This window comes from Streptomyces sp. NPDC006551 (genome assembly GCF_040611675.1).
GTDB lineage: Bacteria > Actinomycetota > Actinomycetes > Streptomycetales > Streptomycetaceae > Streptomyces.
This window is the reverse complement of record NZ_JBEXOT010000001.1, coordinates 157,724-182,889: the sequence shown is the minus strand read 5'-3', so window position 1 is coordinate 182,889 and position 25,166 is coordinate 157,724. Positions and strand designations below refer to the sequence as shown.

Here is a 25,166-nt window from a genome sequence, read left to right as displayed (position 1 = left end):
ACCGCTTCACGGCACGGCGTTCGTCCCCGGGACGCCGTGCCGCGCTCCCCCTACCCGAAAACGCGAGGTCCCCGCCATGACCCCCACCGCTCCACCACCCCACACCGGTGGTCTCCCTCTCCTCATCCCGGGCACCGCAGGACTCCTCACCGTCGCCGCGCTCGGGATCGCCCTGCTGCTTGTCCTGATCATCAAGGTCCGGCTGCAGCCCTTCGTCGCGCTGCTCGCCGTCTCCCTCGGCGTCGGCCTCGCCGCCGGTCTCTCCGTCACCGAACTCTTCGGCACGGTGCAGAAGTCGGCCGCCGCCTCCGTCATCGAGAACGGCATGGGCGGCATCCTCGGCCACGTCGCCATCATCATCGGCCTGGGCACCATGCTCGGCGCGATACTCGAGGTCTCCGGCGGCGCGGAGGTGCTCAGCAGCCGCCTCCTGGGCCTCTTCGGGGAGAAGCGCGCACCGCTCGCCATGGGCCTGACCGGCCTCATCTTCGGCATCCCCGTCTTCTTCGACGTCGGCATCTTCGTCCTCGCGCCGATCGTGTACGCCGCCGCCAAGCGCTCCGGCAAGTCGATCCTGCTCTACTGCATGCCGCTGCTCGCCGGTCTTTCGATGACCCACGCGTTCCTGCCGCCCCACCCGGGCCCCGTCGCCGCCGCCGGACTGCTGCACGTCTCGCTCGGCTGGGTCATCCTCATGGGCGTCGTCGTCGGCATCCCCGCCGTCCTCACCGCCTGGGCCTACGCGTCCTGGATCGGCAAGCGGATCTTCGTCGAGGTCCCGCACGACATGCTGGAGGCCGCCGAGGAGGCCAAGGCGAAGGTGGCGGCGGAACGCAGGGGCGGCGCCTCGGAGGCGCCGGTCTCGCTCTCCACGGTCCTCTTCATCATCGGCACGCCGCTCGTCCTCATCCTGGCCGCGACCTTCTCCTCCATCGCGCTCGACCCGTCGACCCTCCGGTCCGTGATCGAGTTCTTCGGCAACCCGTTCGTCGCGCTGACGATCGCGCTGGTCCTCGCGTACTACCTGCTCGGCATCCGGCGCGGCTGGTCCCGCAAGTCCCTTGAGCAGGTGTCCACCTCCTCGCTGAAGCCGGTCGGCAACATCCTGCTGGTCGTCGGCGCCGGCGGGGTCTTCGGAGCCGTCCTCAAGGCCAGCGGGGTCGCCCAGGCGCTCTCCGACACCTTCAACGACGTCGGCCTGCCCGTCATCGTCCTCGCCTATCTGATCTCGCTCGTCCTGCGGGTCGCGCAGGGCTCGGCGACCGTCGCGATCGTCACCACGGCCGGCATCGTCCTGCCGCTGGTCGAGGGCGGGGACTTCTCCCAGGCCTTCCTCGCCCTGGTCATCATGGCGATCTCGGCCGGCTCGATCTTCGCCTCGCACGTCAACGACGGTGGGTTCTGGATCGTGGCGAAGTACTTCGGGATCTCGGAGCGCGACACCCTGAAGTCCTGGACGGTCCTGGAGTCGGTGCTCTCACTGGCCGGCTTCGCGGTCGCGGCGGTCCTCAGCCTCGTGGTCTGACAGGCTCCCCAGAGCTCAGCCGCCGCAGCCCCGCCACCGCCGCCGCAGCCGCCCGACGACGGCCGTTCGCCGGCCTTCCGGATCGCGCGGCGCGGGCAGCGACGCACCGCCCGCCAGGAGCGGTACGGGGACCATCAGACCGTTGTCGTACACAGCACGCTCTTTCCCCCGTCGACCTCGTACGTCCAGTAGACGTTCCGGTCGTAGTGGTCGCGCGAACAGTATCCGGGCGGGTAGGACTTCTGCGCTTTGTAGTAACCGGTGATCTGGAGGATCTCGTTGTAGCCCTTGGGGACCTTCTCCGCCTCGCAGTTCCACAGGTTCATGGGGCGGGACGAGGTGATGGTGGTGCCGCTGCGCTTGGCGACGAAGCACTGGCCCTTGCGGAACTGCCGCTCCACGCACAGCGTGGTGGAGAAGTCGTAGCGCGAGCCGGAGTGGTACCAGTAGCTGCGGCCGGTGCCCGTCGGGCAGTCGGCGAAGTCGATGCCCGCGGTCGCCGCGGTGACCCGGAGGTACGCGTTCGCGGCCGAGCAGCGCACGATCTGCGGGGCCCTCGTCGACCAGGACTCGTAGCCGTCGTCGTACGCGGTGAGGCAGTCGCCGGAGTCGACGGCGCGGAAGGCGCGGTCCACCGCGTCGGGTGTCGGGGTCGGCGGTGGGGTGTAGGTGTACGTGGAGCGCGGCGACGACACCGAACCGCCGCTGCTCGAACTCGTGTCGTCGGCGTTCGCCTGGTAGAGGAAGAACCCGATGACGGCGAGCACGACGATCCCGAACCAGCCGCCGCCGCTCTTGCCGCCACCCGCCGGTGCCGCTGCCGGTGTCGGTACCGGGGGCGGTGGGGTGCGGGCCGGTGGGGTGCGCGGCGGTGTCCGGGAGGCGCGGGCGCGGCGGAGCGCCTCCTCCTGGGCCGCGAGCGCCGCGGACATGGCCGCCTGCGCGGCCCGCGCCTCCGCGCCGCGGCGTGCCCGCTCCTCCGGGAGGACCCTCGTCGGGCCGGGTGGCGGGACCGCGCTCGTCCGCTGGTTCACGGTCGGCGCCTCGGCGTCCCCCGCGCCCGCCTCCAGGAAACGGCGCCCCTGGTTCTCGTACGCGCCGATGAGCTCCGTCCAGCGCGGCGGCAGCCACCGGTTGCCGCTCGGGGAGTCGGGCAGCCCGGCGATCGAGGAGGTGAACTGCTCCAGGACCTCGGCCGGCTCCGGCCGGGCGTCCGGCTCAGCGGCGAGGCAGGGCCGGATGAGCGGGGTCAGCTCCTTGGGCAGCCCGCCCAGGTCGAGATCGCCGCGCTGCACACGGGAGAGCAGCCGGAGCGTGTCGCCGTCCTCCGGGTAGGGCGGCCGGCCCACCGCGAGATGGAAGAGGGTCGCGCCGAGCGAGTAGACGTCGGCGGCGGCCGTCGACTCCTCGCCGCGCGCCTGCTCCGGAGAGGTGAAGGCGATGGTGCCGAGGGTGAGCTGGGTGCGGGTGAGGTCGGTGGCGTGCGAGATTCCGAAGTCGATGAGACGGGGGCCGTCCAGCGGCAGCAGGATGTTCTGCGGTTTCACATCGCGGTGGACGATTCCCATCCGGTGCAGGGTGACCAGTGCCTCGGCCGTCCCGGCCGCCACCCACCGTACGGCGGACGCCTGCAACACGCCCTTCGAGCGGACGAGTTCGGCGAGGGAGGGCGCGGCGATGTACTCGATCGCCATCCAGGGGCGGTCGGCGGTGGCGTCCGCGTCGAGGACCTGGGCGGTGTAGACGCTGGTGACCCGCTGGGCGAGCGCGACCTCCCGCGCGAAGCGGCGGCGGTCGGTCTCGCCGACGACGCCCTCGGCGAGCAGGGTCTTCACGGCGACGAGCCGTCCGCCCCGGGTGCGGCCGAGATAGACCCGTCCCATGCCGCCCGTGCCGAGCCGCCCGAGCAGCCGGTACCGCCCGAGCCGCTGTGGATCGTCCCCGCGCAGTTCCTCTACGCGCGCCCCCGTCATGCCGTACCTCCCCCGTGGTACCGGTCCCCGTCCACAGTGGCACGACGCGGGCGGCTCGGCCATGGGTCTCCCTGTCCCGGACGGATCCGGGACAGGGAGTTCACGGAATCGATATCAACGGGGCGGTGTCACGGCCTCAACTCGTGCAGTACTGCGAGGCCTTGCCGATCGACCGGTACATGCAGTCGGCGTTCTCCAGGAGCTGCAGGACGGCGTCCCGGTTGCGGCTCGTCTCGCGCTCGATCACCTCGTCGGGCGGGTAGAAGCCGCCGTTCCATGACGAGGCCGGATACATCTCGAAGGTGTATCCGAAGATCTTCTGCGAGCCCCACAGATAGTCGTCGATCGACCCGTCCGTGATGTAGAGGTCGCTGGACTGCTCGGCGGTGTAGCCGTTGCTCGCGGCCATCTTCCGCCCGACGGCGGCGAAGGCGTCCCGGTCGTCCTGGGTCATGCCCGGCGCCGTGTCGGCGTTGGTCCAGCCGAACGGCCAGAGCACCAGTTCGCTGTACGTGTGGAAGTCGATGCCGGCCTTGATCTGCTGCTTGCCGCCGACCACGCGCGAGCGGACGAAGTTCGCGACGACCTTCACCTCGGGGGCGGACTCGGGGGCGGTGCCGCGGTAGGTCTCGGAGCTCGCGGAACCGGACGAGCCGCCGCAGCAGCCCCACTTGTAGTCCCAGTTGCGGTTCATGTCCGTACCGACGTAGCTGGAACCGGCGTTGGGCTGCCGGTTCTTGCGCCAGCTGCGGTAGGAGCCGGAGGCGATGTCGTACTCGCCCCCGTCCGGGTTGAGGTCCGGCACGATCCAGATCTCGCGGCCGTTGACCACGTTGGTGACCCGGGAGTCCGTGCCGTAGCCGGCGCCGAGCTCGCGCAGCAGGTAGAGCGCCATCTCCACGGTCAGGTGCTCGCGCGCGTGCTGGTGGTGGGTGAAGAGGACCTCGGGCTCGGCCTCGTCCGTGCCGACGTTGTCGCTGATCTTGATGGCGACGATGTCCCGGCCCTGGTACGTCTTGCCGATGACCCGCTTGTTCATGATGGACGGGTACTGGGCGAGGCGCTGGTCGATCTCCGCGTTCATCTCGGCGAAGTTGTGGTACTTCGAGTCGGCGGAGGGGAAGTCGAGGGGCTTGATCCCGAGCCCCTCGATCGTCCGGGTGGGCGGGGCGGGCAGGGCGGTGACCTTGTAGCCGAGGGCCTTGAGCCGTCGGAGTTGTTCGGCGTTGGCGCTGACCACGACCGAGCGGGCGTCGACCTCGTCCACCGAGACTCCGGTGGCGGCGAGGGCGGTGCGGGCGGCGGGGGTGGACGGGCCGGTGATCTCGTACTGCCGGATCACCTCTTCGGCGGGGGTGGTGGCGGCGGCCGGCGCCGGGTCGGGCCCGGCGGGCATCGCGCTTGCGGAGAGGGGCGCCGCCACGGCGAGCGCCAACAGGGCCGCGAGGGTGGCGGACCTTCTTCCGCGAATGCGTAGTCGCATGCTGTCTCCTGGGTGGGGAGTGTGGGGGTGTGCGACAGAAATCGGTGCGGGTGTCCAGGGCACATCGTGGAGCCCTGGCATGCACCGGTCAAGACGTTACGTTCGGCCATGCTCTCCCGCGTGGGGACGCTGATCGGTACGTACGAGGTCGAGCACAAGCTGGGCGACGGCGGCATGGGCACCGTGTATTTGGCGCGCTCGCGCGGCGGACGGGCGGTCGCCGTCAAGGTCGCCCGGCCGGAACTCGCCGCCGACCCCGCCTTCCGCGCCCGCTTCCGCGCCGAGGTCGCCACCGCGCGGAGGGTCGGCGGTTTCCACACCGCCCAGGTCGTGGACGCCGATCCGGAGGCCGAGGCGCCCTGGCCGGCGACCGCGTACATCACGGGCCCCCCTCTCGGGTCTCCTCGCGGCCGAAGGGCCCCTGCCCGAGCCTCGGCTGCGCGCTCGGGGCCGCCCTCGCCGAGGCCCTGGAGGCCGTGCACAGCTGCGGGCTCGTCCACCGCGACCTCAAGCCGGGGAACATCGTCATGGCGGCGGACGGCCCCAGGGTCATCGACTTCGGCATCGCCCGCGCCCTGGAGTCGACCCGGCTCACCGCCACCGGTACGGCCTTCGGGACCCCCGGCTACGGGACGAGACGCCGCCCACCCTCGTACGGGACGCGGCGCCCGCTTCCGTACCGGACGTGGCGTCCCCACCGGTCCCGCCGCCGACGCTCGTACGGGATGCCGTGCCCGCTTCCGTCGGCGGTCCGTGTCCCGCCCCGACAGCCGGAGTTCTCGGTCACCCGACGTGGGCGGCGATGGCCCGCGCGCACTCCAGCGCCTCCGTGTGGGTGGTGTCCACCTCCAGGTCGTAGACCACGCCCTGGTGGACCGCCTCCGCCTGTTTGGCGGCCATCCCCACGGCCCGGTCCCCCCGGGCGACCTCACGGCCCGCGGCGACCGTGCTCTCGCACCGGACGCCGACCCAGAGCACGTCCAGCCCGCCGAGAGCCTTCCGCCACCGCTCCTGGGACGCCGCTCCGCCGAGGAAGACGTCATCGACGATGACCCGGGCGCCCGCACGGGCCATCGCGGCGACCCCCTCCATCCACGCCGCTTCCAGCTCCCGGAACGCCGATCCGACATGCACGCCGCCGTCCGCGGCGAATCCGATCCCCGCGTCCGATGTCTGGAGGGAGGCGGGCATCGCCTCGACGAGCGAGTCGACGGCGGCGGCGAGCCACGGATCCGGCAGGACCGCCTGCAAGCACCGGAGGATCCCGGACTTGCCCGAGCTGGACCCACCGTTCAACACGATCACCTGAGTCGTCACCAGGTCACGGTAGAGGCAACCGCCACGGCGATCGAAACGCTTTTCGGCAGGCTCGCCCTCCTGCCCCGCCCCGGGCGAGCCTTTCCGGTCACGGCGCTCGACGCGCGTGGCGCCGCCGGGGGAGCGGCGGCGCCACGGCGTGCCCCGTCCCTGTTACGGCAGGTTGTGCACGTGCGGGCCGACCGCGTTCGACCAGGCGTTCCCGGCCGTCGCGTCCCAGTTGGTCGACCAGGTCATCGCGCCTCGCAGGCCCGGCCAGGTCCGCGACGGCTTGAACGAACCGCAGCCGGTGCCACGGGTCAGGCAGTCCAGCGCGTTCTTCACGACGGACGGGTCGACATAGCCGCTGCCCGCGCCACGGGTCGAGGCGGGCACTCCGAGTCCGACCTGGGAGGCGTCGAGACCGCCCTGGAGCTGGATGCAGGCGAGCGCGGTGAGGAAGTCCACCGAGCCCTGGCTGTAGACCTTGCCGTCGCAGCCGAGCATCGAACCGCTGTTGTAATACTGCATGTTGACCACCGTGAGGATGTCCTTCACGGCGAGCGCGGTCTTGAAGTACTCGGTCCCGGTGTTCTGCATGTCGATGGTCTGCGGGGCCATCGTCAGGACCATCGACGAGCCCGCCTTGGCGGAGAGCTGGCGCAGCGCCTTCGTCAGGTAGGTCGAGTTGATGCCGTGCTCCAGGTCGATGTCGACACCGTTGAAGCCGTACTCCTGCATCAGGGCGTACGCGCTGTTCGCGAAGGCGGTCGCAGAGGCGTCACTGTTGATGGTGACGTTCCCCTTCTCCCCGCCGACCGAGATGATCACGGACTTGCCGGCCGCCTTCTTGGCGGCGACGTCGGCCTTGAAGTCGGCGACGGAGGCGTAGCCGACGGCCGGGTCGAGGTTGAAGACGATCTGGCCGGGCGTGGCGGTGGAGTCCGCGAAGGAGACGGCGATGATGTCGTACTGCGCCTGCACGTCCCGCAGCTTCTGGACGGTCGCACCGTTGTCGAAGTTCTGCCAGTAGCCGGTCAGCGCGTGCTTGGGTACGGCCGGGCCGGGGCCGGGGTCGGTGACCTTGCCGGTCCTCGCGGAGACGGTGGCGGACTTGGCGGACTCGCCCGCGGAGTTCGTCGCGGACACCTGGAACTGGTACGTGGTGTCGGCGGCGAGCCCGGTCACGGTGGCGGACGTGCCGCTGACCGAGAGGACCTTGGTGCCGCCCCGGTAGACGTTGTAGCCGGTCGCGCCGGAGGCGGCGTTCCAGGTCAGGGCGACGGAGGACGAGGTGACGGTGCCCGCGGCGAGGCCGGCCGGGGCCGCCGGGACCACCGGGTCGGGATCGGTGCCGCCGCCACCGTCGGGCCCGAAGACGCTGACGTCGTCGACGTGGTAGGCGGCCTGTCCGTACCAGCCGTGGGTGTAGACGGTGACGGAGGTGGTGCTCGCCCCGGTGGTGAAGGTGGTGGTCAGCTGCTTCCAGGAGGAGCTGTCCGGGGTCCAGGTGGAGACGTCCGTCGTACCGGTGCCGCTCGCGCCGAGGTAGGCGTACCCGCCCTGCACCCAGGCGCTCAGCCTGTACGTCGAGTTGGGTTTGACGGTCACGACCTGGGTGCACTTGGCGTGGTCCTGGCCGCCGGGGGTGGCCTTGAGGGCGCCGGCTCCGGTCCGTACCGGCGAGGAGACGGCGGTGCCACTGCCGGCGGAACAGGTCCAGTTGGCGGTACCGGACTCGAAGCCCGCGTTCTTGGCGACGTTGACGTCCGCGGCCTGCGCGGTGCCGGCGCCGCCGACGAGGACGAGCCCGGAGCCGACGGCCAGCGCGAGGGCGCTGCCCAGCCATCTGCGGGAGCGTGTGGTGGTGCGGTCCACTTGCTGCCTCCGGTGGGGGAGTTGGGGGTCTGGAGGAGTTCGGAACGGTGGCCACCGCTGAGGGACCAAGCTGGTCCAGACCAATTGAGTTGTCAAGACCTCTGGAGTGAAGGCGAGTTGGGGGCTGGGTCCGGAGGCCCATGGCGCGGACCCAGGGCGAGGCTCGGCGTGATCCTCGTCGCGGGCCCGGACGCGGGCGCGCCGCGGGTCCGCCGCGGGTCCGCCGCGGGTCCGCCGCGGGCCCAGCTCTGGGCCCAGCGTGGACCCACGCCGGGCCCAAAAATCTCCCTGTCGCTTGGCGGATTGTCTGTTCACCACCCCGGGGGTCGTGGATAAGGTGCAGAGGCGGCCGCGCTGTGCAGTAACGCGGTGAACGCAGTGAGTGACATGGAGGGGGGTCTGACGTGTCGACAGCGATCGCGGTCACCAGCGCCGACCTGGTGCTGCCACCGGCCGATCAGCGAACGCCCACCGCCGCCGTGCTGCCCGCTCCCGGGACCCAGCCACTCGCCTCCGCCGTCGCCGAACTCCAGCTGCTCGTGGACCGGTACGGCCACGTCATCGTGGTCTTCCCGTCCTCTGTGCCGACCGCCACGGAGCAGCGGCTGTACGCGATCCGCTCCCTCCTGGAGAGCGACCGGATCGCCCTGGTGAAGTCCGAGCTGCCACCCCTGGGCACCGCCGTCCTGGCGCGGCAGCTGCGACAGCTCTCCGTCTGCGACTTCAGCCCCGGCGTCGTCGCCTCGGCGGCGCGGCTCCTGGCCCACTACATCTACGCCGGGGCCGTCCTCGGCTCCGTCGCCAAGCTCGACCGCGTACCGGTCAGCCTGAAGTCGCATGTCAAGGGATGGATGCCGGGCGCGCAGTTCGCCGTGCTCGCCGGCCCCGTCCCCCAGCTCGACAGGATCGGACCGGGTGTCCCGCCGCCGGCCGGACCCGAGTTCGCCACCGAGCTGGTGCTGGCCCGAGGGCAGCTCCAGACCGACTGGCCCACCGCCACCCTCGTACCGGGGTGGCAGGTGCGGGCCGTGCGGGAGGCGCCGCTGCCCGCCGAATCACCACGCTGGTGGGGCACCGGACGGCTCGTCGAGTTCGCCGCCTACCTCCCCGACCTGCCGGTCCTCCACCAACTCGTCTCCTCGGTACGGCGCGAGACCTGCCACTGGTGCGCGATGGAGCTCATCGGCGACCGCTGCGGCTTCTGCTCCGCCCCGCTGCCCACCGCAGAGCCCCACGCATCCGCGGCCCGTGTCCCGTAGCCGCGCGATGGCGCCGCCGTGCCGCGCGATGGTGCTGCCATGTCGCGCGATGGTGCCGCCGTGCCCCCGGCCGTACGACCTCTCGTACGTTCCCTCGCGCACGCTCCTGCCCGGCCCCTCGCCCGTCCCGTCGCCCCTCCCGTCGCTCGTTTCGTCCCCCGGTCCCTGCCCGCCGAGTCACATGTCTCCGATCGAGGTTGTACGGCAATGAACTCCCGCCAGCGCCGTGGCGTCCTACTTCTTCTGCTGTCCGTCCTGTGTGCCCTGGGCGCGTTCGCCGGAGTCCTCTCGGTGATCAGCGACGTGAACTCCAAGGTCGGACCCGAGGTGACGGCGTACCGCGTCAGGAGCGACATCGAGCCCTACGCCCCGCTCGGCACCAAGCAGTTCCAGAAGATCTCGATGCCCGAGCGATGGCTTTCGGCCAACGCCGTCACCGACCTCGCCCAGATCGAGGGAAAGATCGCCGTCACCCGGCTCGAGGCCGGTTCGCTGCTGCAGAGCGACATGATCGTCGAACGCCCGGCGCTCCAGCCCGGCCAGCAGGAGATCGCCATCATGATCGACGCCGCCACCGGAGTGGCCGGCAAGATCACCCCCGGCGCCACGGTCAACATCTACGCCACCTTCGCCGGCGAACGCGACGGGCAGCCCGACCAGTCCAAGGTCATCGTCAGCAACGCCCGCGTCATCGACGTCGGCAAGCTGACCCCGATCAGCGCCGGCCGCGACGAGCGGGGCAGCCGCGCCACCGAAGCCGTCCCCATCACCTTCGCCCTGAACACCCTCGACACCCAGCGCGTCGCCTACGCCGAGTCCTTCGCCGAGCACGTACGGCTGGCACTGGTCGCCCCGGGCAGCGAGCCGATCTTCAAGCCCGGCGACCGCACCTACACGCTCGACAAGGACAAGTGAGGCCGGTATGACCACCAGGATCCTGCCGGCCGTCGGCGACCCCGACGCGGCCCGGTCCGTCACCACGCTGCTCAGCCAGCTCCCCGACGCGGAGCCCTTCGCACCCGTCGGCGACTCCACGCAACTGGTCGACACCCTCGCCCGGCTCGCCGCCGCGTCCCTCGACGAGCTGCCGGACGTCGTCCTGGTCCACGAACGGATCGGCCCCGTCCCCGCCCTGGAGCTCATCCGCGAGGTCGCGCTCCGCTTCCCCGCCGTCGGCGTCGTCCTCATCACCGCCGACGCCAGCCCGGTGCTGTTCTCGGCGGCCATGGACTCCGGCGCGCGCGGCCTGGTCACCCTCCCCCTCGGGTACGAGGAGCTGGCCAGCCGGGTCCAGGCCGCCGCCCAGTGGTCCGTGGGCGTCCGGCGCCACCTCGGCGCGGGCGCCGACGTCTTCACCGGACCGGGCGGCACGGTCGTCACCGTCAGCGGGGCCAAGGGCGGTGTCGGCACCACGGTCACGGCCGTTCAGCTCGCCCTCGCCGCCCAGGCGTCCGGCCACGGCGTGGCCCTCGTCGACATGGACCTCCAGGGCGGCGACATCGCCTCCTACCTCGACGTCCAGTTCCGCCGCTCCCTCGCCGACCTCGCGGCCGTCGACGACATCTCGCCCCGCGTCCTCCAGGACGCCGTCTACACCCACGAGACCGGCATCGCGCTGCTCCTCGCCCCCGGCGACGGCGAACGCGGCGAAGAGGTCAGCGACCGCTCCGCACGCCAGATCGTCGGCGCCCTCCGCTCCCGCTACGACGTCGTGGTCGTCGACTGCGGCACCTATCTCACCGGCTCCAACGCCGCCGCCGTCGAGATGGCCGACGCGGCCGTCCTCGTCACCACCCCCGACGTGGTCGCGGTACGGGCGGCGAAGCGGGTCGTACGGATGTGGGACCGCCTCCAGATCCGCAAGGCGGAGGAGACCGTCTGCCTGGTGAACCGCTACACACGCTCCACCGAGATCCAGCCCAACCTCATCCAGAAGATCACCGGCACCCGGATGGCGGGGGTCGTCGTACCCGCGCACTTCAAGGAGCTCCAGGGCGTCGTGGACGCCGGCCGGCTGCATGAACTCGACTCCCGCTCGACGGTGAAGCAGGCGCTGTGGTCGCTGGCCGGGGAGCTGGGCCTGGTGAAGGCGCCCGACCAGGGCGGCGCGGGCGGGGCGGGCGGCGCGAACCGGCCGGGGAAGCAGCTCGCCAGGGTGACGCGGGGCAACGACCGCGGGTCGGTCGGGCTGCTGCGGCGCGGCGGAAAGGGGCGCTGAGCCGTGCCGGCCGCCGGGCCCGCGCCGTACCGGGACGACCGAGGGCAGGTGGCGGTCGAGTTCCTCGGCATGGTCCCGCTCATCCTCCTCACTCTGGTGCTGCTCTGGCAGTGCGTCCTGGTCGGCTACACCTTCACGCTCGCGGGGAACGCTGCCGACGAGGCGGCTCGGGCGGCGGCGGTGGGCAACGACTGCGGGGAGGCGGGGATGCGGCACCTGGACGGGGCATGGGCGGACGGCGCCGCCGTGACCTGCGGCGAGGAGGGCGACATGGTGCGGGCGAGGGTCGGTCTGCGGGTGCCGGTGCTGTTCCCGGGGGCGATCGCCTTCCCCTTCACGGTGCCCGGCGAGGCCGGAGCCGTACGAGAAGAGCGGAGCCGGCCATGAGGCGCGGGGAGCGAGAGCGAGACCGGGCTTTCCGAGATCGGGCTCCCCGGCGCCCCGGGGGGCCTGGCCGGGACGGGGGGCAGGTCGCCGTCGAGTACCTCGGCTTCCTGCCCGTCCTGCTGCTCGTCGCTCTCGCGGGGATCCAGCTCGGCCTCGCCGCGTACGCCGCCCAGCAGGCGGGGACGGGCGCGCGGGCGGCGGCCCGGGCGGCCACGCACGACGACACGACGCTCGATCCGGAAGCGGCCGGCTACGCGGCGATGAGCGACTGGATCGCCGAGCGCAGCGACGTCTCCGCGCCTGGTGGGGACGGGCAGGTCACGGCGACGGTGACGGTCGACATCCCGTCGGTGGTGCCCTTCTGGGACTTCGGAAACGTACGGAAGACGGCGACCCTGCCGAAGCCCGAGTCCGCGCCCGAGTTCGTGTACGCATCCGAATCCACGCCCGAGGAGGACGGCTCATGAGTCTGCGGGCCCGTATCAACGCCCCCGAGGAGAGCGGCTCGGGCGGCCGGGAGGACGGTCACCTCGTCGCCTCCTTCCGCGCCAAGCTCCTGGAGGAGATCGACCTCACCGAGATGTCCGCGCTCGCCGCCGCCGAGCGCCGGGCCCGCCTGGAGCGCGTCCTCGGGCACATCATCAGCCGCGAGGGACCGGTCCTCTCCACCGTCGAACGCGCCCAGCTCATCCGCCGCGTCGTCGACGAGGCGCTCGGCCTCGGCGTCCTCGAACCACTCCTCGAAGACGCGTCCATCACCGAGATCATGGTCAACGGCCCCGACCAGATCTTCATCGAGCGCGCCGGCCGGGTGGAACTCCTCCCGCTGCGCTTCGCCTCCCACGAGCAGCTGATGCAGACCATCGAGCGGATCGTCTCCACCGTCAACCGGCGGGTGGACGAGTCGAACCCCATGGTCGACGCCCGGCTGCCGTCCGGCGAGCGCGTCAACGTGATCATCCCGCCGCTCTCCCTGACCGGGGCGACCCTGACGATCCGCCGCTTCCCCCGCGCGTACACCCTCACCGAGATGATCGGCCTCGGCTCGCTCGACGAGCACATGCTGTTCCTGCTCGCCGGGCTCGTGCAGGCGAAGTTCAACATCATCGTCTCCGGCGCGACCGGCACCGGAAAGACCACCCTCCTCAACGCGCTCTCCGGACTGATCCCCGACGGCGAACGCGTCATCACCATCGAGGACTCGGCCGAACTCCAGCTCCAGCAGTCCCACGTCATCCGCCTCGAAAGCCGCCCCCCGAACATCGAGGGCCGGGGGCAGGTCACCATCCGCGACCTCGTCCGCAACTCCCTGCGCATGCGCCCCGACCGCATCATCGTCGGCGAGGTCCGGGGCGGCGAGACGCTCGACATGCTCCAGGCGATGTCCACCGGCCACGACGGCTCGCTCGCCACCGTCCACGCCAACTCCGCCGAGGACGCCCTGATGCGGCTCCAGACCCTCGCCTCCATGTCGGAGGTGAAGGTCCCCTTCGAGGCGCTCCGGGACCAGATCAACAGCGCCGTCGACGTCCTGGTCCAGCTCACCCGGCACCCCGACGGCACCCGCCGGATCACCGAGGTCGCCGTCCTGGCGTCGAACGGACGGGAGCGGTTCACGCTCGCCACGGTCTGCCGGTTCCGCGCCCAGCCGCTCGCCGCCGACGGACGGGTGCACGGCGAGTTCACCTACCACCCGCTGCCGCGGCGGGTCGCCGAACGGCTCTACCTCGCCGGCCAGCCGATCCCCCAGGCGTTCGGCGTGGCCGCGTCGGACGAACAGCTCGCCACCCGAGAAGCGAAGTAGGAGAGGCGACGAAGGATGAATCCGACCCTGCTGACGATCGGCGTCGCGCTGCTCTGCGGCGTCCTCGGGGTGATCGGTACGCAGCTGTACGCGAGCGGGGCCGCCCAGCGCGCCGCCCTCGTCGCCCGGCTCGCCCAGACCGGCGAACCGGAGGCGACGGGCCGCGGCCGGCGCCGCCGCTTCCGGGCCATCGACCGCCGCGTCCGGCGGACCCGCTTCGGGCGCCGGCTGGAACTGCGGATCTCCGCCACCGGTCTCGACCTGACCCCCGGCGAGTTCCTCGTCGCCATGGCGGCGACCGTGACCGCGCTGTGGATCACCGGGCAGTCCCTGCTGTCCCCGTTCTTCGGCCCGCTCTGCGGCTTCCTCGGCGTGTGGGTCGCCCTGGGGTTCCTCAACTGGCAGCGGCAGAAGCGGATCGAGAAGTTCATCAACCAGCTCCCCGAACTCTCCCGCATCCTCGCCAACGCCACCCACGCCGGGCTCGCCCTGCGGATGGCGCTCAGCATGGCCGCCGACGAGATGGAGGCCCCGGCCGGCGACGAACTGGAACGGGTCGCCCAGCAGCTCGCGGTCGGCACTTCCCTCGACGACGCCCTCGGTGAACTCGCCGAGCGTCTGCCCTCGCGCGAACTCGTCGTCCTCGTCACCACGCTCGTCCTCGCCAACAAGGCGGGCGGCACCGTCGTCGCCTCCCTGCGCAACCTCACCGAGACCCTGGAGGAGCGCAAGGAGACCCGGCGGGAGGTCCGTACGCAGCTGTCCCAGGTGAGCATGACCGCCTACGCCGTACCGGTCATCGGCATCGGCTCCCTGCTGATGATCGACAACATGCAGCCGGGCGCGCTCGACCGGATGACCGGCTCCGGCCTCGGACAGTTCGCCGTCGTCCTCGCCTTCGGCCTGTACGTCGTCGGCTTCCTCGTCATCCGCCGCTTCTCGAAGATCGACGTCTGAGGGCCGGGGAGTCGACATGGACCTGCTGCTCGCCCTGGCCGCCGGCCTCTCCGTCGCCGGGATCCTCTACGGCATCCGCCTCTACCGCGCGGAGGCCCGCCTCCCCGACGACCTCCGGCTCGCCCTGGAGGTCGGCTCCACGCGCACCGGTGCCGTCGACTCCGTCGTGGACCGGCTCGGCATGCGCTATTCACCCGCCGTCCTGCGCCTGATGGGCCCCAAGCGGGTCAACCGGGTCCGGCGCAGGATCGACCTGGCGGGCAACCCCGGCGGTCTGACCATCGACCGGTACGGAGCCAGGCGCGCCGTCTACGGCTTCCTCGGGGGCCTCGGCGGCCTGGTCATGCTCTCCAACGGCGACATCGTCGTCGCACTGCTCCTCTTCGCGTTCGGCGTCTTCTGGACCGAGGTCGGCATCTGGTCGGCCATCCGCATCCGCAAGGACCAGATCGAGCGGACCCTGCCCGACTTCCTCGACGTCCTCGCCGTCGTCGTCAGCGCCGGGCTCGGATTCCGGCAGGCGCTGGACCGGGTGGCGGACAAGTACGAGGGGCCCTGGTCGGACGAACTCCGGATCACCCTGCGCCAGATGGACATGGGCGTCAGCCGCCGCAAGGCCTTCGACGAACTGCGCCGGCGCAACGACTCCGAACAGGTCGCCCAGTTCGTCACGGCGCTGCAGCAGGGCGAGGAACTGGGGGCGCCGATCGTCGACACGCTGATCCAGATCGCCAACGACATGCGCAGGACCGACGCCCAGAACGCTCGGAGGAAGGCGGCGAAGGCGGTCCCCAAGGCGACCATGGTGATCACGACCCTGATGGTTCCGGCGACGATGATCCTGCTGGGCGCGGGCCTGTTCCTGGGGACGGGCACCGACTTCGGCTCGATCACGGGTGAGTGAACGGGTGGGCGGGCGCGTGGGTCTGCGCGTGGGCGAACGCGTGAGTGGACGGGTGGGCGGGCGCCTGGGCCTGGGGGTGGGTGGACGGGTAGGCGGTCGCGCGGGTCTGCGGGTGAGTGGGCGGGGGAGCGGCCGGGTGGGTGGGGCGCCGGTGGGCCCGGGACCCACGGCTTCCCCGGACCTTCAGGTCAACGCCCTCCAGGCCATGTGCCGCCAGGTTTTCGGCTTCCGGCTCGCGATGATCGCCCTGGCGGCCCCGGCAGCGCTCCTGAACGCCGCCCCCGGCCTCGCCCAGAAGCTGGTCGGCGCCGCCGTGCTCGTGACGTTCATGGTCTCGTACACGCTGTTCAGGGACTGGGAACGGTTCGGCCCGCTGCTCCTGAGGCACCCCTCCCTGCTGGCCGTGGACACACTCTTCGGCGCGCTGCTGCTCGTCACGGCCGGCCCGCGCAGCACTCTCGGCTACGTCAGCGTCTGCACGCCGCTGCTCGCGGGGATCGTCTACAGCTGGCGCGGCGCCGCCTTCTTCGCCTGCCTGCAGTCCTTGATCCTGCTCGCGATCCACGCCGCCGATCCACGGCGCGTCGACACGTCCCTGGGGGAGGCGCTGCTGCTGCCCGGCCTCTGCGTCATCACGGGAGCGCTGGGCGTGACACTCAGGAACCTCCTCCTCCGCTTCGGGGCGGCCACCCAGGCCCTCACGGAGACGCGGGCCCGTCTCGCCGCCGCACAGGCGGTGGAGGAGGAACGCGCCCGCCTCGCCCGCGAGATGCACGACTCGGTGGCCAAGACCCTGCACGGCCTGGCGCTCGCCGCCGACGCCCTGGCCGCGACGGCGGACCCCCGGACGGTCCGGGGCCAGGCGGAGCTGGTCGCGCGCGCGGCGCGCAGGGCGGTCGCCGAGTCGCGGGAGCTGCTCGCGGACCTGCGCAGACAGTCGTACGGAAGCGGGGAGGGCGGTGTCGACGTGGTCGCGGAACTTCACGACCGGGTACGTGATTTCGGGAAGCGCTCGGGCATCGAGACGGCCTACCGGGGTGTCGGCGAGGGGGCCGCACCGCCGGTGCCGTACACCGTCGCCCGGCAGCTCCTCACGATCGCCTCGGAGGCGATGGAGAACGCCGGGCGCCACGCCCGGCCGACCCGGATCGACGTCTCGGCCGGCGTCTTCGCGGGCCTGCTCCGGATCAGCGTGCGGGACGACGGCCCGGGCCTGCCCCCGGGCACGACCTTGGAAGGCCTGCGCCGGACCGGCCGCTTCGGCGTGGTCGGGATGGTCGAACGGGCGGCGGAAGTGGGGGCGCGGATCAGGATCGGGCGGGGCGGGGCGGTGAAGGGCACGGAGGTACGCCTGGAGCTGCCGGTCGGGGGTGCCGCGCGATGACCCTGACCGTGCTGGTCGCCGACGACAACCCGGTCGTCCGGGCGGGCCTCACCTCCCTGCTGACCGGCCACCCCGGCCTTCGGGTGGTGGCGGAGGCCCCGGACGGCCGCACGGCCCTGGAGGCGACGGCGCGCCACCGCCCGGACGTGGTCCTCCTCGACGTCCGCATGCCGGGCATGGACGGCCTGACGGCCCTCCCGCACCTGACCCGCCTGGCCCCGGTCCTGATGCTGACGTACAGCGGGGAGAGCGGGGTGGTCCGAGAGGCGCTGCGGCTGGGGGCGGGGGGCTACCTGGTGCACGGGGAGTTCACGGTGGAGGAGCTGGTGACGGCGGTACGCGATGTGAGGGAGGGCCGGGCGCACTTCACGCCGACGGCGGCCAACGCGGTGTTGGCGGTGGTGCGGGGGATGGAGCCGGGTGCGACTGCACACGCGAACGAGCGGGTAAGAGCCTTTGAGCGGTCACAGTTTGGCTATTCCCCTTCGCAAGTGCAACGCGATATGGCATGCTTCGGTCTGAGTCGGAGGGAGGGGGAGGTGATGGACTTGATCGCGTCGGGCCTGAACAACCGCCAGATCGCCGACACCTGCTTCATCAGCGAGAAGACGGTCAAGAACCACATCAACCGCATCTTCGCCAAGCTCCACAGCGCGACAAGAAGCGAGGCCATAGCCGCCTGGCTCGGCACAAGGACCACCTCATGACCTGGGCCCGCCTTTGGGCCCACGGACCCTGTCACCGTCACGACCCGATCGCGTACGGTGAGCGGGGCGGGATCGGCGCGGTGATGTACGGATCCGGAGGGGACCACCATGAGCGACGTCATGCTGAAGGCCGTGACGAAGGCCAAGGTGCACGTGGGTGCTTGGACGCGGGGGGCGTCGAAGGACCGGGGGCAGACGGCGGTCGAGTACCTGGGGATCATCGTGGTGGTGGTGGCGATCGTGATCGCGATCACCGGCACGGACATCGGCAAGAGCATCAAGGACGCGATCACGACCAAGATCAGCGAGTTGACCGGCGGTGGCGGCGGGGAGTGATGGCTCGCCGAACAGGCGACGCAGGCCAGGCCTTCCCCATCTATGTCACGGTGGTGGGAGGCCTGCTCTTTCTTGCGTTTGCCTACTTCGCGGTGGGGCAGGCGGCTGCCACACGTAATGGAGCGCAGACAGCAGCTGATGCCGCGGCGTTGGCAGCGGCTCACAGTGCGAGGGACCAACTGCGGGATGGGTGGCTCGGCGTAATTGCGAACCCTTCCGCGTGGCCCGACTATCTGGACGGCGGGCGCTTCGAAAGTGACGAGGCTTGCGGACGTGCCGGTGTCTTCGCGGCCAAGAACGACGCGGAGCTGTGGGGCGACGAGTGTGTTCCTGTCGACGGCACCGAAGAAGGTTTCAGAGTGACGGTGCGCACGCGCGGGACGGTAGGTGCGTCGGTCATCCCTGGCACCGACGAACGGCACGCCATAGCCACCGCCACGGCGGTGGTCGAGCCTCGTTGCACATTCGACGCCCCTGAATCGGAGCCCACGCCGGCACCGGCTGAGACGCCTGACCGCGAAGACGCTGAAGAAGAGGGGAAACCCATTCTCGGCCTCTCGTGCGACGGTGTTCCTTGGGAGATCGATCCAGAGAACCCGACCCTTCCGAGTGCCGCCGATCTCTTCATTGTCCGACTGTCTGCGAATGATGAGTGAAGGAACCCCGTTTCATGAATGTTCGGTACGCACGGAAGGCTCGAAGAGGGCGGGCAGCCGTCGCCCTCGCGGCCGGACTGGCTCTCGTCGTGACTGGCTGTGGCGGTGAGGAGGAGCCGACGAAGGGCCAGGCCGTTGCGAGCACCACTGCCTCCAAGAGCGATGACGGTAAAGAAGGAGCGCAGTCCGAGGCGCCGCCCGAGGTGCTTGCCGTCCTCAAGGGGCAGGATGGGCTGGAGCTCACGATTCACGAGGCGAAGAGAGACGTGGGCGGCTTCCTGACGGTTACCGGAAACTTGAAGAACACTTCGGATTCGGCCGCCACCATCACCTCCCAGGTGAGTGGGGACGAAACCGAGATCCTCAAGCACGGCAGCTCGTTCGGCGGCGCCACCCTCGTCGACTCAGTCGCGAAGAAGCGCTACTACGTTCTGCGAGACACGGACGGCCGGCCGCTCACCACGACTGGCCTGTCGAGCCTCGGCAAGGGCCGTTCCACCAACATCTTCATGCAGTTCCCCGCCCCGCCGGCCAACACCACCGAGGTGACGTTCCAGCTGCCCACCTTCCGCCCCGGCACCATCAAACTCTCCTGACGGACGCCGCTGCCATGACGACTCCCCACCGCCTCGCCACCCTCGCCGCCGTCACCCTCCTCGCCGCGACGCTCACCGCCGGTCCCGCCCTCGCCGACGACCCGCCCAACTCCACCTCCAGTTCCTCCCCGCCGCCCCCGATCGACCCGAACTCGCCCGAACTCATGCTTCCCGACGGGGCCACTCTCGCGCCCGCCAAGGTGCTCGACATCAAGCAGATCGTCGAGGAGGAAGGCGGTGAACAGCGGCGGGAGGACACCAATGTGGACGTCACGTTCGCCCTCCAGGCCGAGGTGCTGTTCGGCAAGGACAGCGCGAAGCTCAGCAGCGCCGCCACCGCGCGCATCGCCGCCATCGCCGCCGAGATCAACCAGCAGGGCTCAAGCAAGGTCCGGGTCTTCGGGTTCACCGACAACCTCGGGACGTACGAACACGGCCTCAAGCTCTCCAAGCAGCGGGCCGACGCCGTGCAGCAGGAGTTGGCCAAGAGCCTCGACCCGGGGAAGACGTTCGACATCCGCGGCTACAGCGAGGACTACCCCATCGCCGACAACCGCACGGAGGAAGGCCGCACGAAGAACCGCCGCGTGGAGATCTCCTTCCCCCGCACGACAGGCAACTGATTCCCTACCAGGCGCCCTTCGCCCGCCCGTTATCCCCTACGCGGCCAGCACCGCCCGGATTCTGGCGATCATGCGGGCCGGGTGGTGGAAGACCTCCGAGGCCGTGAAGCGCAGGATGCGTCGTACCGACGGGCACTCCGCGAGGGCGTTGAAGCGATCGATGTCGCGGGCGTGGGCGTGGCGGGTGCCGTGGAAGGCGTAGCCCTCGATCTCGACGACCAGGCCCGCGTCGCGGAAGAGGAAGTCGGGGCGCAGCGGGCGGCCGGAGGCGGTGTGGAGGAGTGGCTGGGACTCCGGGTGGAGGCCCGCGTCGCGCATGTGGAGGCGGGCGACCGTCTCCGCGGGAGAGCCGGCCGTCGGGTCGGTCAGGGCCAGCATGGCCCGGGCCCGGGCCGCGCCCGGGAGGCGGCGGGACAGCTGGGCCGTCAGATCGCCGGGGCGGACCAGCGGCTCGCGGCGGACTCCCCGGACCGTGCGGCGGGACAGCGCGGAGTCCGCCACGACCACGCCCTCCTCACGGCTGCCGCACCGCATCAGGTCGCCGACCGTCCGCGCCGGGCTCGTCACCCGCAGCCCCGCCCGTACGGACACGTCCCGTTCGGTGAGGACCACCGTCGTGTGGACGCGCAGTCCGGCCTCACAGGAGACACCGCCGCCTCCTCGCCTCAGCACGGTGAACTCCACGTCCCGCTTCCCCTCTCCTTCCGCGTCGCCGTTCAGGACCTCGACGCGGTGCAGCGCCGCCGCCGTCCTGTGGCTGCACACCCACTCCGGCCGTCGTAGCTGGACCACCCTCGCCCGGACCTTCCAGTCCACCTCCTTTCCCGGAACGGCCCACGCCTCCCGGCAGATCCGCTGCCATCCTTCGCGCCGCAGCCGTCCCCGCAGCCTCCCCGGCGGCCAGCCGGCCGCGTACGCCCACTCGGTCAGGAGCACCCCACCCCGGGCGGTCCTCACCAAGTCCTCCACGTCCCCCGCGCCCTTCATGCCCCAACGGTCCACCAAGGAGGGGCCGGCCGCATCCCCTGTGGATAACTCACCGGCCGACCAAGCGGCGACAGCCGCCGCTTCGGAGCCCTGGACGCGCCCGGACATAATCGAGCGCATGTCCCCAGCTCAGCCCACCGCCCCGCGGCGGTCCGCCCTCGCGGCCGTCCCCTGGCCCGCGCTCGGCGGCTACGCCGCCACCCGCCTCCTCGGCCTCGCGGTCCTCGGCATCGCCGCCGCCGTCACCGGCAAGGACGGACTGCACCGGCTGAACGGACGCTGGGACTCCGTCTGGTACGTCCGGATCGCCGAGCACGGCTACGGCTACCAGGTCACCCTCCCCAACGGCAGCGTCCACTCCGATCTCGCCTTCTTCCCCCTCTTCCCCCTCCTCGAACGGGCCCTGTCCGCCACCCTCCCCGTCGACGCCGCCACCGCCGGACTGCTCGTCTCCTGGACCGCCTCGCTCGCCGCCGCGTGGGGCGTCTTCGCCGTCGGCACGCACATCGCGGGCCGCCCCGCCGGGATCACCCTCGCCGTCCTGTGGGGCGTGTACCCCACGGCCTTCGTGCAGTCGATGGCGTACACCGAGACGCTCTTCACCGCCCTCGCCGCCTGGTCGGTTCTCGCCGTGCTCCGCGAGCGCTGGATCCTGGCCGGTGCCCTGTGCGCGCTGGCCGGGCTCACCCGGCCGACCGCGGCCGCGCTCGTCGCCGCCATCGGCATCACGGCCCTCGCCACCGTCCTCCGCGAACGCAGGCTCCACGCGCGCGTGGTGGCCGGTGTGCTGCTCGCGCCGTTGGGCTGGCTCGCGTACATCGTCTACGTCGGCGTACGCGAGGGCAGCGCGACCGCCTACTTCGACGTCCAAGCGGCCTGGGGGAACTCCATCGACGGCGGGGCCGCCCTCGCCCGCTTCATCTGGGGTCTGCCGCCCCTGGCCGCCCTCGGCTTGTGCGCGGCCCTCGGCCTGCTCGCCTGGCTGGTGGTCCTGTGCGTGCGGCAGAAGCAGCCCCTGCCCCTGCTCGTGTACACGATCGGCGTCGTCGTGATCTCCCTCATCGGTGCCGCGTACTTCGGCTCCCGGCCGCGCCTGATGATGCCCGCGTTCGGTCTGCTCCTTCCGGCCGCGGTGGCGCTGGTACGGCTCCGAGTGCGCAACCGGGTCCTTGTCCTGGCCGGTCTCGCGCTCGCCTCCGCCGTCTACGGCGCCTTCACGCTTCTGGGTTCGGGACCACCGTGACCCGCACGCCCCGTCGCAGCCCCCAACCCGCCATCGCGCCGCCCTCCGCCTCCAGCACATGCCGGCCCCGCGGCCGGACCATGCCGAGCCGACCCGGCTTCATCGTCACCACGTCGATCACGCCGAACGAACGGTCCAGGTAGGCCACGTCGATGGTGAACCGCATGCCGAAGGTGTGCACGCTGTTGGTCGGGGTGATGAGGAGCGCGCCCGTGATGCCGTCCCGGCGGAGGAGCCCCCTACGCCGTGCCCGGTAGGAGGCCGCGATCTCCAGCGGTACCGTCCCGTCCGGGACGGTCAGCATCCCCGTACCGTCGCGCCAACTCCCCATAAAGGGAGACGGTAGCGGTACGCCGGGCCTAGGGTCGGCCCGTGTTCGTCACGCTGATCGCCGTCGCCGCCCTGTGGGGCGCCGCCACCGGCCTGCTCGTGCCGCGCGCGGCCTACCGGTTGTCGGTCGAGCCGGGGGAGCCATGGCGTGACCGCTGCCCGGCGGGCCACGCCCTCACGGGCCCGGCGGGCGGTTGGCTCGGCGCCCCGCTCTGCCGTACGTGCGGGGCCGAGGCCCGCCCCATCGGGAGCCGGATCCAGGTGGGGGCCGTGAGCCTTGAAGCCGAGCCCGAGCCTCGGTCCGAGTCCGAGTCCGAGTCTCGGCCCGAGTCTGAGCCCGATCGCCTGCCCGGGCCCGAGTTCGAGCCCGAGCCTGAAACCGAGCCTCAGCCCGACCCCGACCCCGACCCCGAAACCTCCGACCCCCTCCGCCCCACCGCCCCCGCCCTCCTCACCGCCCTCGTCTGTGCCCTCCTCGCCGCCGCCACCGGGCCCCGCCCCGAGCTGGTCGTCTGGCTGCTGTACGCGCCGTTCGCGGTTCTTCTGGCGAGCGTCGACGTGCGCGTGCACCGGTTGCCCGACGGGCTCACGCTCCCGCTCGCCGCCGCCACCCCGTCGCTCCTCGGCGCCGCCGCGCTCCTGCCGTACGACGCCGGTTCCTGGGGCCACGCCCTGCTCGGCGCGCTCGCCCTGGGCGGCGCCTACCTGGTGCTGTTCCTGATCAACCCCGGCGGCATGGGCTTCGGCGACGTCAAACTCGCGCTCTCCCTCGGTGCCGCCCTCGGCTGGTACGGCTGGGGCATCCTCTTCGCCGGAGCCTTCGCGGGCTTCCTCCTCGGTTCCCTGTACGGGCTCGGCCTGATCCTGTCCCGGCGCGGCGGCCGCAAGGCGGCGATCCCGTTCGGCCCCTTCATGCTCGGCGGCGCCCTGCTCGGCCTCCTCCTCGGCGCGCTCTCCGCCACCCCCTGAGGTTCGCGTCCTAGCATCCTGCCGTATGCGGACAATTGCTGACAGAGCGGTTCGAGTGGTTCCCGCGGTCCTCCGGCCGCCCCGGAGAGCGTCCGCCCTCCTGCCCTGGACGTGGGCCGCCGGCCTGTGCGTCCTCTACGCGACCGTCGCCGTGCGCCGCCACCTCCTCCTCCGTACCACCGGCTACGACCTCGGCATCTTCGAGCAGGCCGTCCGCGCCTACGCCGAACTGCGCGCGCCCGTCGTCCCGTTGCGCGGCGAGGGCTTCAACCTCCTCGGCGACCACTTCCACCCGCTCCTCGCCGTCCTCGCCCCCCTCTACCGCCTCTGGCCCTCGCCCCTCTGCCTGCTGATCGCCCAGTCCGCACTTCTGGCCCTCGCCGTCGTCCCCCTCGCCCGCTGGGCGGTCCGCGCGCTCGGCCGCCGGGCCGCCCATGTCGTCGCCGCCGGATACGGACTGAGCTGGGGGATCGCCTCCGCCGCCGCCTTCGACTTCCACGAGGTGGCCCTCGCCGTACCGCTCCTCGCGTTCAGCCTCGAAGCGCTCGGCCGGCGGTGCTGGGGACCGGCCGTCGCCTGGGCCGCGCCTCTGCTGCTCGTCAAGGAGGACCTGGGCCTCACCCTCGCGGCCGTCGGCGTGTACATCGCGATCAAAGGCCCGCGCCGGCTCGGCGTCGGCACCGCCGCGGCCGGTCTGCTCGGCTCCCTCGTCGAGATCAAACTCCTGCTGCCCGCGTTCAACCCAGGAGGGGGCTACGCCCACGGCGGCAACCTCTCCGACGGTTACGGCTCCCTGCTCTCCACCCTCGCCCACGCGCCGCTCGACGCCCTGCGCCCCGACATCAAGGCGATGACCATCGTCCTGGTCTTCGCCCCGTCCGCGCTCCTGGCGCTCCGCTCCCCGTTCTCACTGATCGCCGTACCGACCCTCGCGTGGCGGATGCTCTCCGAGAACGGCTTCCACTGGGGCACGGCCTTCCACTACAGCGCGGTCCTCATGCCGGTCGTCTTCGCCGGGCTGATCGACGCCCTCACCGTCTGGCGCCGCGGCGACCATCCGCTCGCCGCCCGTCACATCCGGGCCTCACTGGCCACGGTGCTCGCCGTGACGGCGGTGATGATCCCGTCCTTCCCGCTGGCCCAGCTCGCCCAGCGGGCCACCTGGCGCACCACGCCCCATATCGAGGCGGCGCGCACGCTGCTCGCGAGGATCCCGGACGGCGCGACCGTCGCCGCGTCCAACCGGCTGATCCCGCAGCTCACCTCGCGCTGTACGGTCGTCGTCTTCCCGACGTTCCCGGTGGACAGCAAGCTGTACCGGTACGACCGGAAGAGCTTCCCGCCGCCCACGACCGAGTGGATCCTCCACGACGCCCAGGCGCCGGAGGCGTGGCCGTACAAGACCGGCCACTGGCCCTACCCGCTCGAACAGCAGCAGGCGGAGCTGGCCGCGGCGCGGGAGAAGCACGGCTACGAGCTCGTGGCCGCGCGCGACGGCCTGACCCTCCTCCGCCGCACCGCACGCTGAGACGCCGACCCCCTGCGCCGAGGGCCCCTGAGCCGCGGCTCACCCCTCTCGCCGCCGCACCGCACGCTCGACGCCGCCCCCCCGCGCCGCACCGCACGCTCAACGTCGCCCCCCCGCGCCGCA

General features: G+C 71.7%; 25 protein-coding genes and 1 pseudogene. 19 read left to right on the top strand and 7 right to left on the bottom strand.

The genetic code is table 11. The annotated features are described in order from the left end of the window. Positions 1-76 precede the first annotated feature (76 nt). Positions 77-1,525, top strand: coding sequence for a gluconate:H+ symporter (locus ABZY12_RS00720; protein ID WP_356885641.1), 1,449 nt, complete (start codon positions 77-79; stop codon positions 1,523-1,525). Positions 1,526-1,540: 15 nt separating this feature from the next. On the opposite strand, the gene ABZY12_RS00715 is transcribed toward ABZY12_RS00720, so the two are convergent. From ABZY12_RS00715 to ABZY12_RS00705, 3 genes are all read right to left on the bottom strand, one after another. Continuing rightward, positions 1,541-1,678: a hypothetical protein gene (locus ABZY12_RS00715; protein WP_356885639.1), complete on the bottom strand. Its 138-nt coding sequence runs from the start codon at positions 1,676-1,678 to the stop codon at positions 1,541-1,543. After that, complete coding sequence (locus tag ABZY12_RS00710; protein ID WP_356885637.1) at positions 1,660-3,498, bottom strand: serine/threonine-protein kinase; 1,839 nt, start codon at positions 3,496-3,498, stop codon at positions 1,660-1,662. Before ABZY12_RS00710 ends, ABZY12_RS00715 begins: the two co-directional genes overlap by 19 nt. Positions 3,499-3,634: 136 nt before the next feature. Further along, positions 3,635-4,981 (bottom strand): M14 family metallopeptidase, encoded by a 1,347-nt coding sequence (locus ABZY12_RS00705; RefSeq protein WP_356885635.1) that lies wholly within the window; start codon positions 4,979-4,981, stop codon positions 3,635-3,637. A 29-nt stretch (positions 4,982-5,010) separates the two neighbouring features. On the opposite strand from ABZY12_RS00705, the pseudogene ABZY12_RS00700 reads away from it, so the two are divergent. After that, a pseudogene (locus ABZY12_RS00700) lies at positions 5,011-5,550 on the top strand (hypothetical protein); the annotation flags it as partial. A gap of 214 nt (positions 5,551-5,764) precedes the next feature. On the opposite strand, the gene cpt reads toward ABZY12_RS00700, so the two are convergent. Then, positions 5,765-6,298 (bottom strand): chloramphenicol phosphotransferase CPT, encoded by a 534-nt coding sequence (gene cpt, locus ABZY12_RS00695; RefSeq protein WP_356885633.1) that lies wholly within the window; start codon positions 6,296-6,298, stop codon positions 5,765-5,767. 153 nt (positions 6,299-6,451) lie between these two features. Continuing rightward, complete coding sequence (locus tag ABZY12_RS00690; protein WP_356885631.1) at positions 6,452-8,155, bottom strand: glycoside hydrolase family 18 protein; 1,704 nt, start codon at positions 8,153-8,155, stop codon at positions 6,452-6,454. A gap of 404 nt (positions 8,156-8,559) precedes the next feature. On the opposite strand from ABZY12_RS00690, the gene ABZY12_RS00685 reads away from it, so the two are divergent. The 14 genes from ABZY12_RS00685 to ABZY12_RS00620 all read left to right on the top strand — a co-directional run bounded on the left by ABZY12_RS00685 (position 8,560) and on the right by ABZY12_RS00620 (position 19,986). Continuing rightward, positions 8,560-9,414: a hypothetical protein gene (locus ABZY12_RS00685; protein ID WP_356885629.1), complete on the top strand. Its 855-nt coding sequence runs from the start codon at positions 8,560-8,562 to the stop codon at positions 9,412-9,414. Between the two features lie 207 nt (positions 9,415-9,621). After that, a complete protein-coding gene (gene cpaB, locus ABZY12_RS00680; protein ID WP_356885627.1) occupies positions 9,622-10,329 on the top strand; it encodes a Flp pilus assembly protein CpaB in 708 nt (235 codons plus the stop codon). A 7-nt stretch (positions 10,330-10,336) separates the two neighbouring features. Then, positions 10,337-11,632 (top strand): P-loop NTPase, encoded by a 1,296-nt coding sequence (locus ABZY12_RS00675; RefSeq protein ID WP_356885625.1) that lies wholly within the window; start codon positions 10,337-10,339, stop codon positions 11,630-11,632. Between the two features lie 69 nt (positions 11,633-11,701). Next, positions 11,702-12,019 (top strand): pilus assembly protein, encoded by a 318-nt coding sequence (locus ABZY12_RS00670; RefSeq protein WP_356886250.1) that lies wholly within the window; start codon positions 11,702-11,704, stop codon positions 12,017-12,019. After that, a complete protein-coding gene (locus tag ABZY12_RS00665) occupies positions 12,016-12,486 on the top strand; it encodes a TadE/TadG family type IV pilus assembly protein (RefSeq protein WP_356885623.1) in 471 nt (156 codons plus the stop codon). Before ABZY12_RS00670 ends, ABZY12_RS00665 begins: the two co-directional genes overlap by 4 nt. Beyond that, a complete protein-coding gene (locus ABZY12_RS00660; RefSeq protein WP_356885621.1) occupies positions 12,483-13,823 on the top strand; it encodes a CpaF family protein in 1,341 nt (446 codons plus the stop codon). The genes ABZY12_RS00665 and ABZY12_RS00660 overlap by 4 nt, the downstream gene beginning before the upstream one ends. A gap of 15 nt (positions 13,824-13,838) precedes the next feature. Further along, positions 13,839-14,780, top strand: a complete 942-nt coding sequence (locus tag ABZY12_RS00655) for a type II secretion system F family protein (RefSeq protein ID WP_356885619.1) — start codon at positions 13,839-13,841, stop codon at positions 14,778-14,780. Positions 14,781-14,796: 16 nt separating this feature from the next. Beyond that, positions 14,797-15,684 carry a DUF5936 domain-containing protein gene (locus ABZY12_RS00650; RefSeq protein ID WP_356885617.1) on the top strand — a complete coding sequence of 296 codons (888 nt, stop codon included), beginning with the start codon at positions 14,797-14,799 and terminating at the stop codon, positions 15,682-15,684. 205 nt (positions 15,685-15,889) lie between these two features. Beyond that, the gene (locus tag ABZY12_RS00645) at positions 15,890-17,068 is read left to right on the top strand and encodes a histidine kinase (protein WP_356885615.1); all 1,179 of its coding nucleotides are present in this window, start codon (positions 15,890-15,892) and stop codon (positions 17,066-17,068) included. Further along, positions 17,065-17,775: a response regulator transcription factor gene (locus ABZY12_RS00640; RefSeq protein ID WP_356885613.1), complete on the top strand. Its 711-nt coding sequence runs from the start codon at positions 17,065-17,067 to the stop codon at positions 17,773-17,775. Before ABZY12_RS00645 ends, ABZY12_RS00640 begins: the two co-directional genes overlap by 4 nt. Positions 17,776-17,883: 108 nt before the next feature. Continuing rightward, the gene (locus tag ABZY12_RS00635) at positions 17,884-18,111 is read left to right on the top strand and encodes a Flp family type IVb pilin (protein WP_356885611.1); all 228 of its coding nucleotides are present in this window, start codon (positions 17,884-17,886) and stop codon (positions 18,109-18,111) included. Beyond that, positions 18,111-18,767, top strand: a complete 657-nt coding sequence (locus tag ABZY12_RS00630) for a pilus assembly protein TadG-related protein (protein ID WP_356885609.1) — start codon at positions 18,111-18,113, stop codon at positions 18,765-18,767. The genes ABZY12_RS00635 and ABZY12_RS00630 overlap by 1 nt, the downstream gene beginning before the upstream one ends. A gap of 14 nt (positions 18,768-18,781) precedes the next feature. Next, positions 18,782-19,363, top strand: a complete 582-nt coding sequence (locus ABZY12_RS00625) for a hypothetical protein (RefSeq protein ID WP_356885607.1) — start codon at positions 18,782-18,784, stop codon at positions 19,361-19,363. Between the two features lie 14 nt (positions 19,364-19,377). After that, positions 19,378-19,986 carry an OmpA family protein gene (locus tag ABZY12_RS00620; RefSeq protein WP_356885605.1) on the top strand — a complete coding sequence of 203 codons (609 nt, stop codon included), beginning with the start codon at positions 19,378-19,380 and terminating at the stop codon, positions 19,984-19,986. A gap of 36 nt (positions 19,987-20,022) precedes the next feature. On the opposite strand, the gene ABZY12_RS00615 is transcribed toward ABZY12_RS00620, so the two are convergent. Beyond that, complete coding sequence (locus ABZY12_RS00615; protein WP_356885603.1) at positions 20,023-20,973, bottom strand: hypothetical protein; 951 nt, start codon at positions 20,971-20,973, stop codon at positions 20,023-20,025. Positions 20,974-21,091: 118 nt separating this feature from the next. Between ABZY12_RS00615 and ABZY12_RS00610 the strand changes: the two genes are divergently transcribed. Continuing rightward, complete coding sequence (locus ABZY12_RS00610) at positions 21,092-22,216, top strand: hypothetical protein (RefSeq protein WP_356885601.1); 1,125 nt, start codon at positions 21,092-21,094, stop codon at positions 22,214-22,216. Here the strand turns inward: ABZY12_RS00610 and ABZY12_RS00605 are convergent. Continuing rightward, entirely contained in the window at positions 22,188-22,547 is a 360-nt protein-coding gene (locus tag ABZY12_RS00605; RefSeq protein ID WP_356885599.1) for a DUF192 domain-containing protein, read from the bottom strand. The two genes, ABZY12_RS00610 and ABZY12_RS00605, sit on opposite strands and share 29 nt — an antisense overlap. A gap of 41 nt (positions 22,548-22,588) precedes the next feature. Here ABZY12_RS00605 and ABZY12_RS00600 point away from each other — a divergent pair, with 41 nt between their 5' ends. After that, positions 22,589-23,515 (top strand): A24 family peptidase, encoded by a 927-nt coding sequence (locus ABZY12_RS00600; RefSeq protein WP_356885597.1) that lies wholly within the window; start codon positions 22,589-22,591, stop codon positions 23,513-23,515. A gap of 55 nt (positions 23,516-23,570) precedes the next feature. Next, on the top strand, positions 23,571-25,043 hold the full coding sequence (locus ABZY12_RS00595) for a DUF2079 domain-containing protein (protein ID WP_356885595.1): 1,473 nt from the start codon (positions 23,571-23,573) through the stop codon (positions 25,041-25,043). Positions 25,044-25,166 lie beyond the last annotated feature (123 nt).

Excerpts from the sequence above, each read along its gene's own strand:
- ABZY12_RS00610 (WP_356885601.1), top strand. The coding sequence starts at position 21,092 with ATGTCCCCAGCTCAGCCCACCGCCCCGCGGCGGTCCGCCCTCGCGGCC.
- ABZY12_RS00620 (WP_356885605.1), top strand. The coding sequence starts at position 19,378 with ATGACGACTCCCCACCGCCTCGCCACCCTCGCCGCCGTCACCCTCCTC.
- ABZY12_RS00605 (WP_356885599.1), bottom strand. The coding sequence starts at position 22,547 with ATGGGGAGTTGGCGCGACGGTACGGGGATGCTGACCGTCCCGGACGGG.
- ABZY12_RS00710 (WP_356885637.1), bottom strand. The coding sequence starts at position 3,498 with ATGACGGGGGCGCGCGTAGAGGAACTGCGCGGGGACGATCCACAGCGG.
- ABZY12_RS00650 (WP_356885617.1), top strand. The coding sequence starts at position 14,797 with ATGGACCTGCTGCTCGCCCTGGCCGCCGGCCTCTCCGTCGCCGGGATC.
- ABZY12_RS00645 (WP_356885615.1), top strand. The coding sequence starts at position 15,890 with ATGTGCCGCCAGGTTTTCGGCTTCCGGCTCGCGATGATCGCCCTGGCG.
- cpaB (WP_356885627.1), top strand. The coding sequence starts at position 9,622 with ATGAACTCCCGCCAGCGCCGTGGCGTCCTACTTCTTCTGCTGTCCGTC.
- ABZY12_RS00635 (WP_356885611.1), top strand. The coding sequence starts at position 17,884 with ATGAGCGACGTCATGCTGAAGGCCGTGACGAAGGCCAAGGTGCACGTG.
- ABZY12_RS00625 (WP_356885607.1), top strand. The coding sequence starts at position 18,782 with ATGAATGTTCGGTACGCACGGAAGGCTCGAAGAGGGCGGGCAGCCGTC.
- ABZY12_RS00675 (WP_356885625.1), top strand. The coding sequence starts at position 10,337 with ATGACCACCAGGATCCTGCCGGCCGTCGGCGACCCCGACGCGGCCCGG.
- ABZY12_RS00630 (WP_356885609.1), top strand. The coding sequence starts at position 18,111 with ATGGCTCGCCGAACAGGCGACGCAGGCCAGGCCTTCCCCATCTATGTC.
- ABZY12_RS00640 (WP_356885613.1), top strand. The coding sequence starts at position 17,065 with ATGACCCTGACCGTGCTGGTCGCCGACGACAACCCGGTCGTCCGGGCG.
- ABZY12_RS00670 (WP_356886250.1), top strand. The coding sequence starts at position 11,702 with ATGGTCCCGCTCATCCTCCTCACTCTGGTGCTGCTCTGGCAGTGCGTC.
- ABZY12_RS00720 (WP_356885641.1), top strand. The coding sequence starts at position 77 with ATGACCCCCACCGCTCCACCACCCCACACCGGTGGTCTCCCTCTCCTC.
- ABZY12_RS00615 (WP_356885603.1), bottom strand. The coding sequence starts at position 20,973 with ATGAAGGGCGCGGGGGACGTGGAGGACTTGGTGAGGACCGCCCGGGGT.
- ABZY12_RS00660 (WP_356885621.1), top strand. The coding sequence starts at position 12,483 with ATGAGTCTGCGGGCCCGTATCAACGCCCCCGAGGAGAGCGGCTCGGGC.
- ABZY12_RS00665 (WP_356885623.1), top strand. The coding sequence starts at position 12,016 with ATGAGGCGCGGGGAGCGAGAGCGAGACCGGGCTTTCCGAGATCGGGCT.
- ABZY12_RS00655 (WP_356885619.1), top strand. The coding sequence starts at position 13,839 with ATGAATCCGACCCTGCTGACGATCGGCGTCGCGCTGCTCTGCGGCGTC.
- ABZY12_RS00705 (WP_356885635.1), bottom strand. The coding sequence starts at position 4,981 with ATGCGACTACGCATTCGCGGAAGAAGGTCCGCCACCCTCGCGGCCCTG.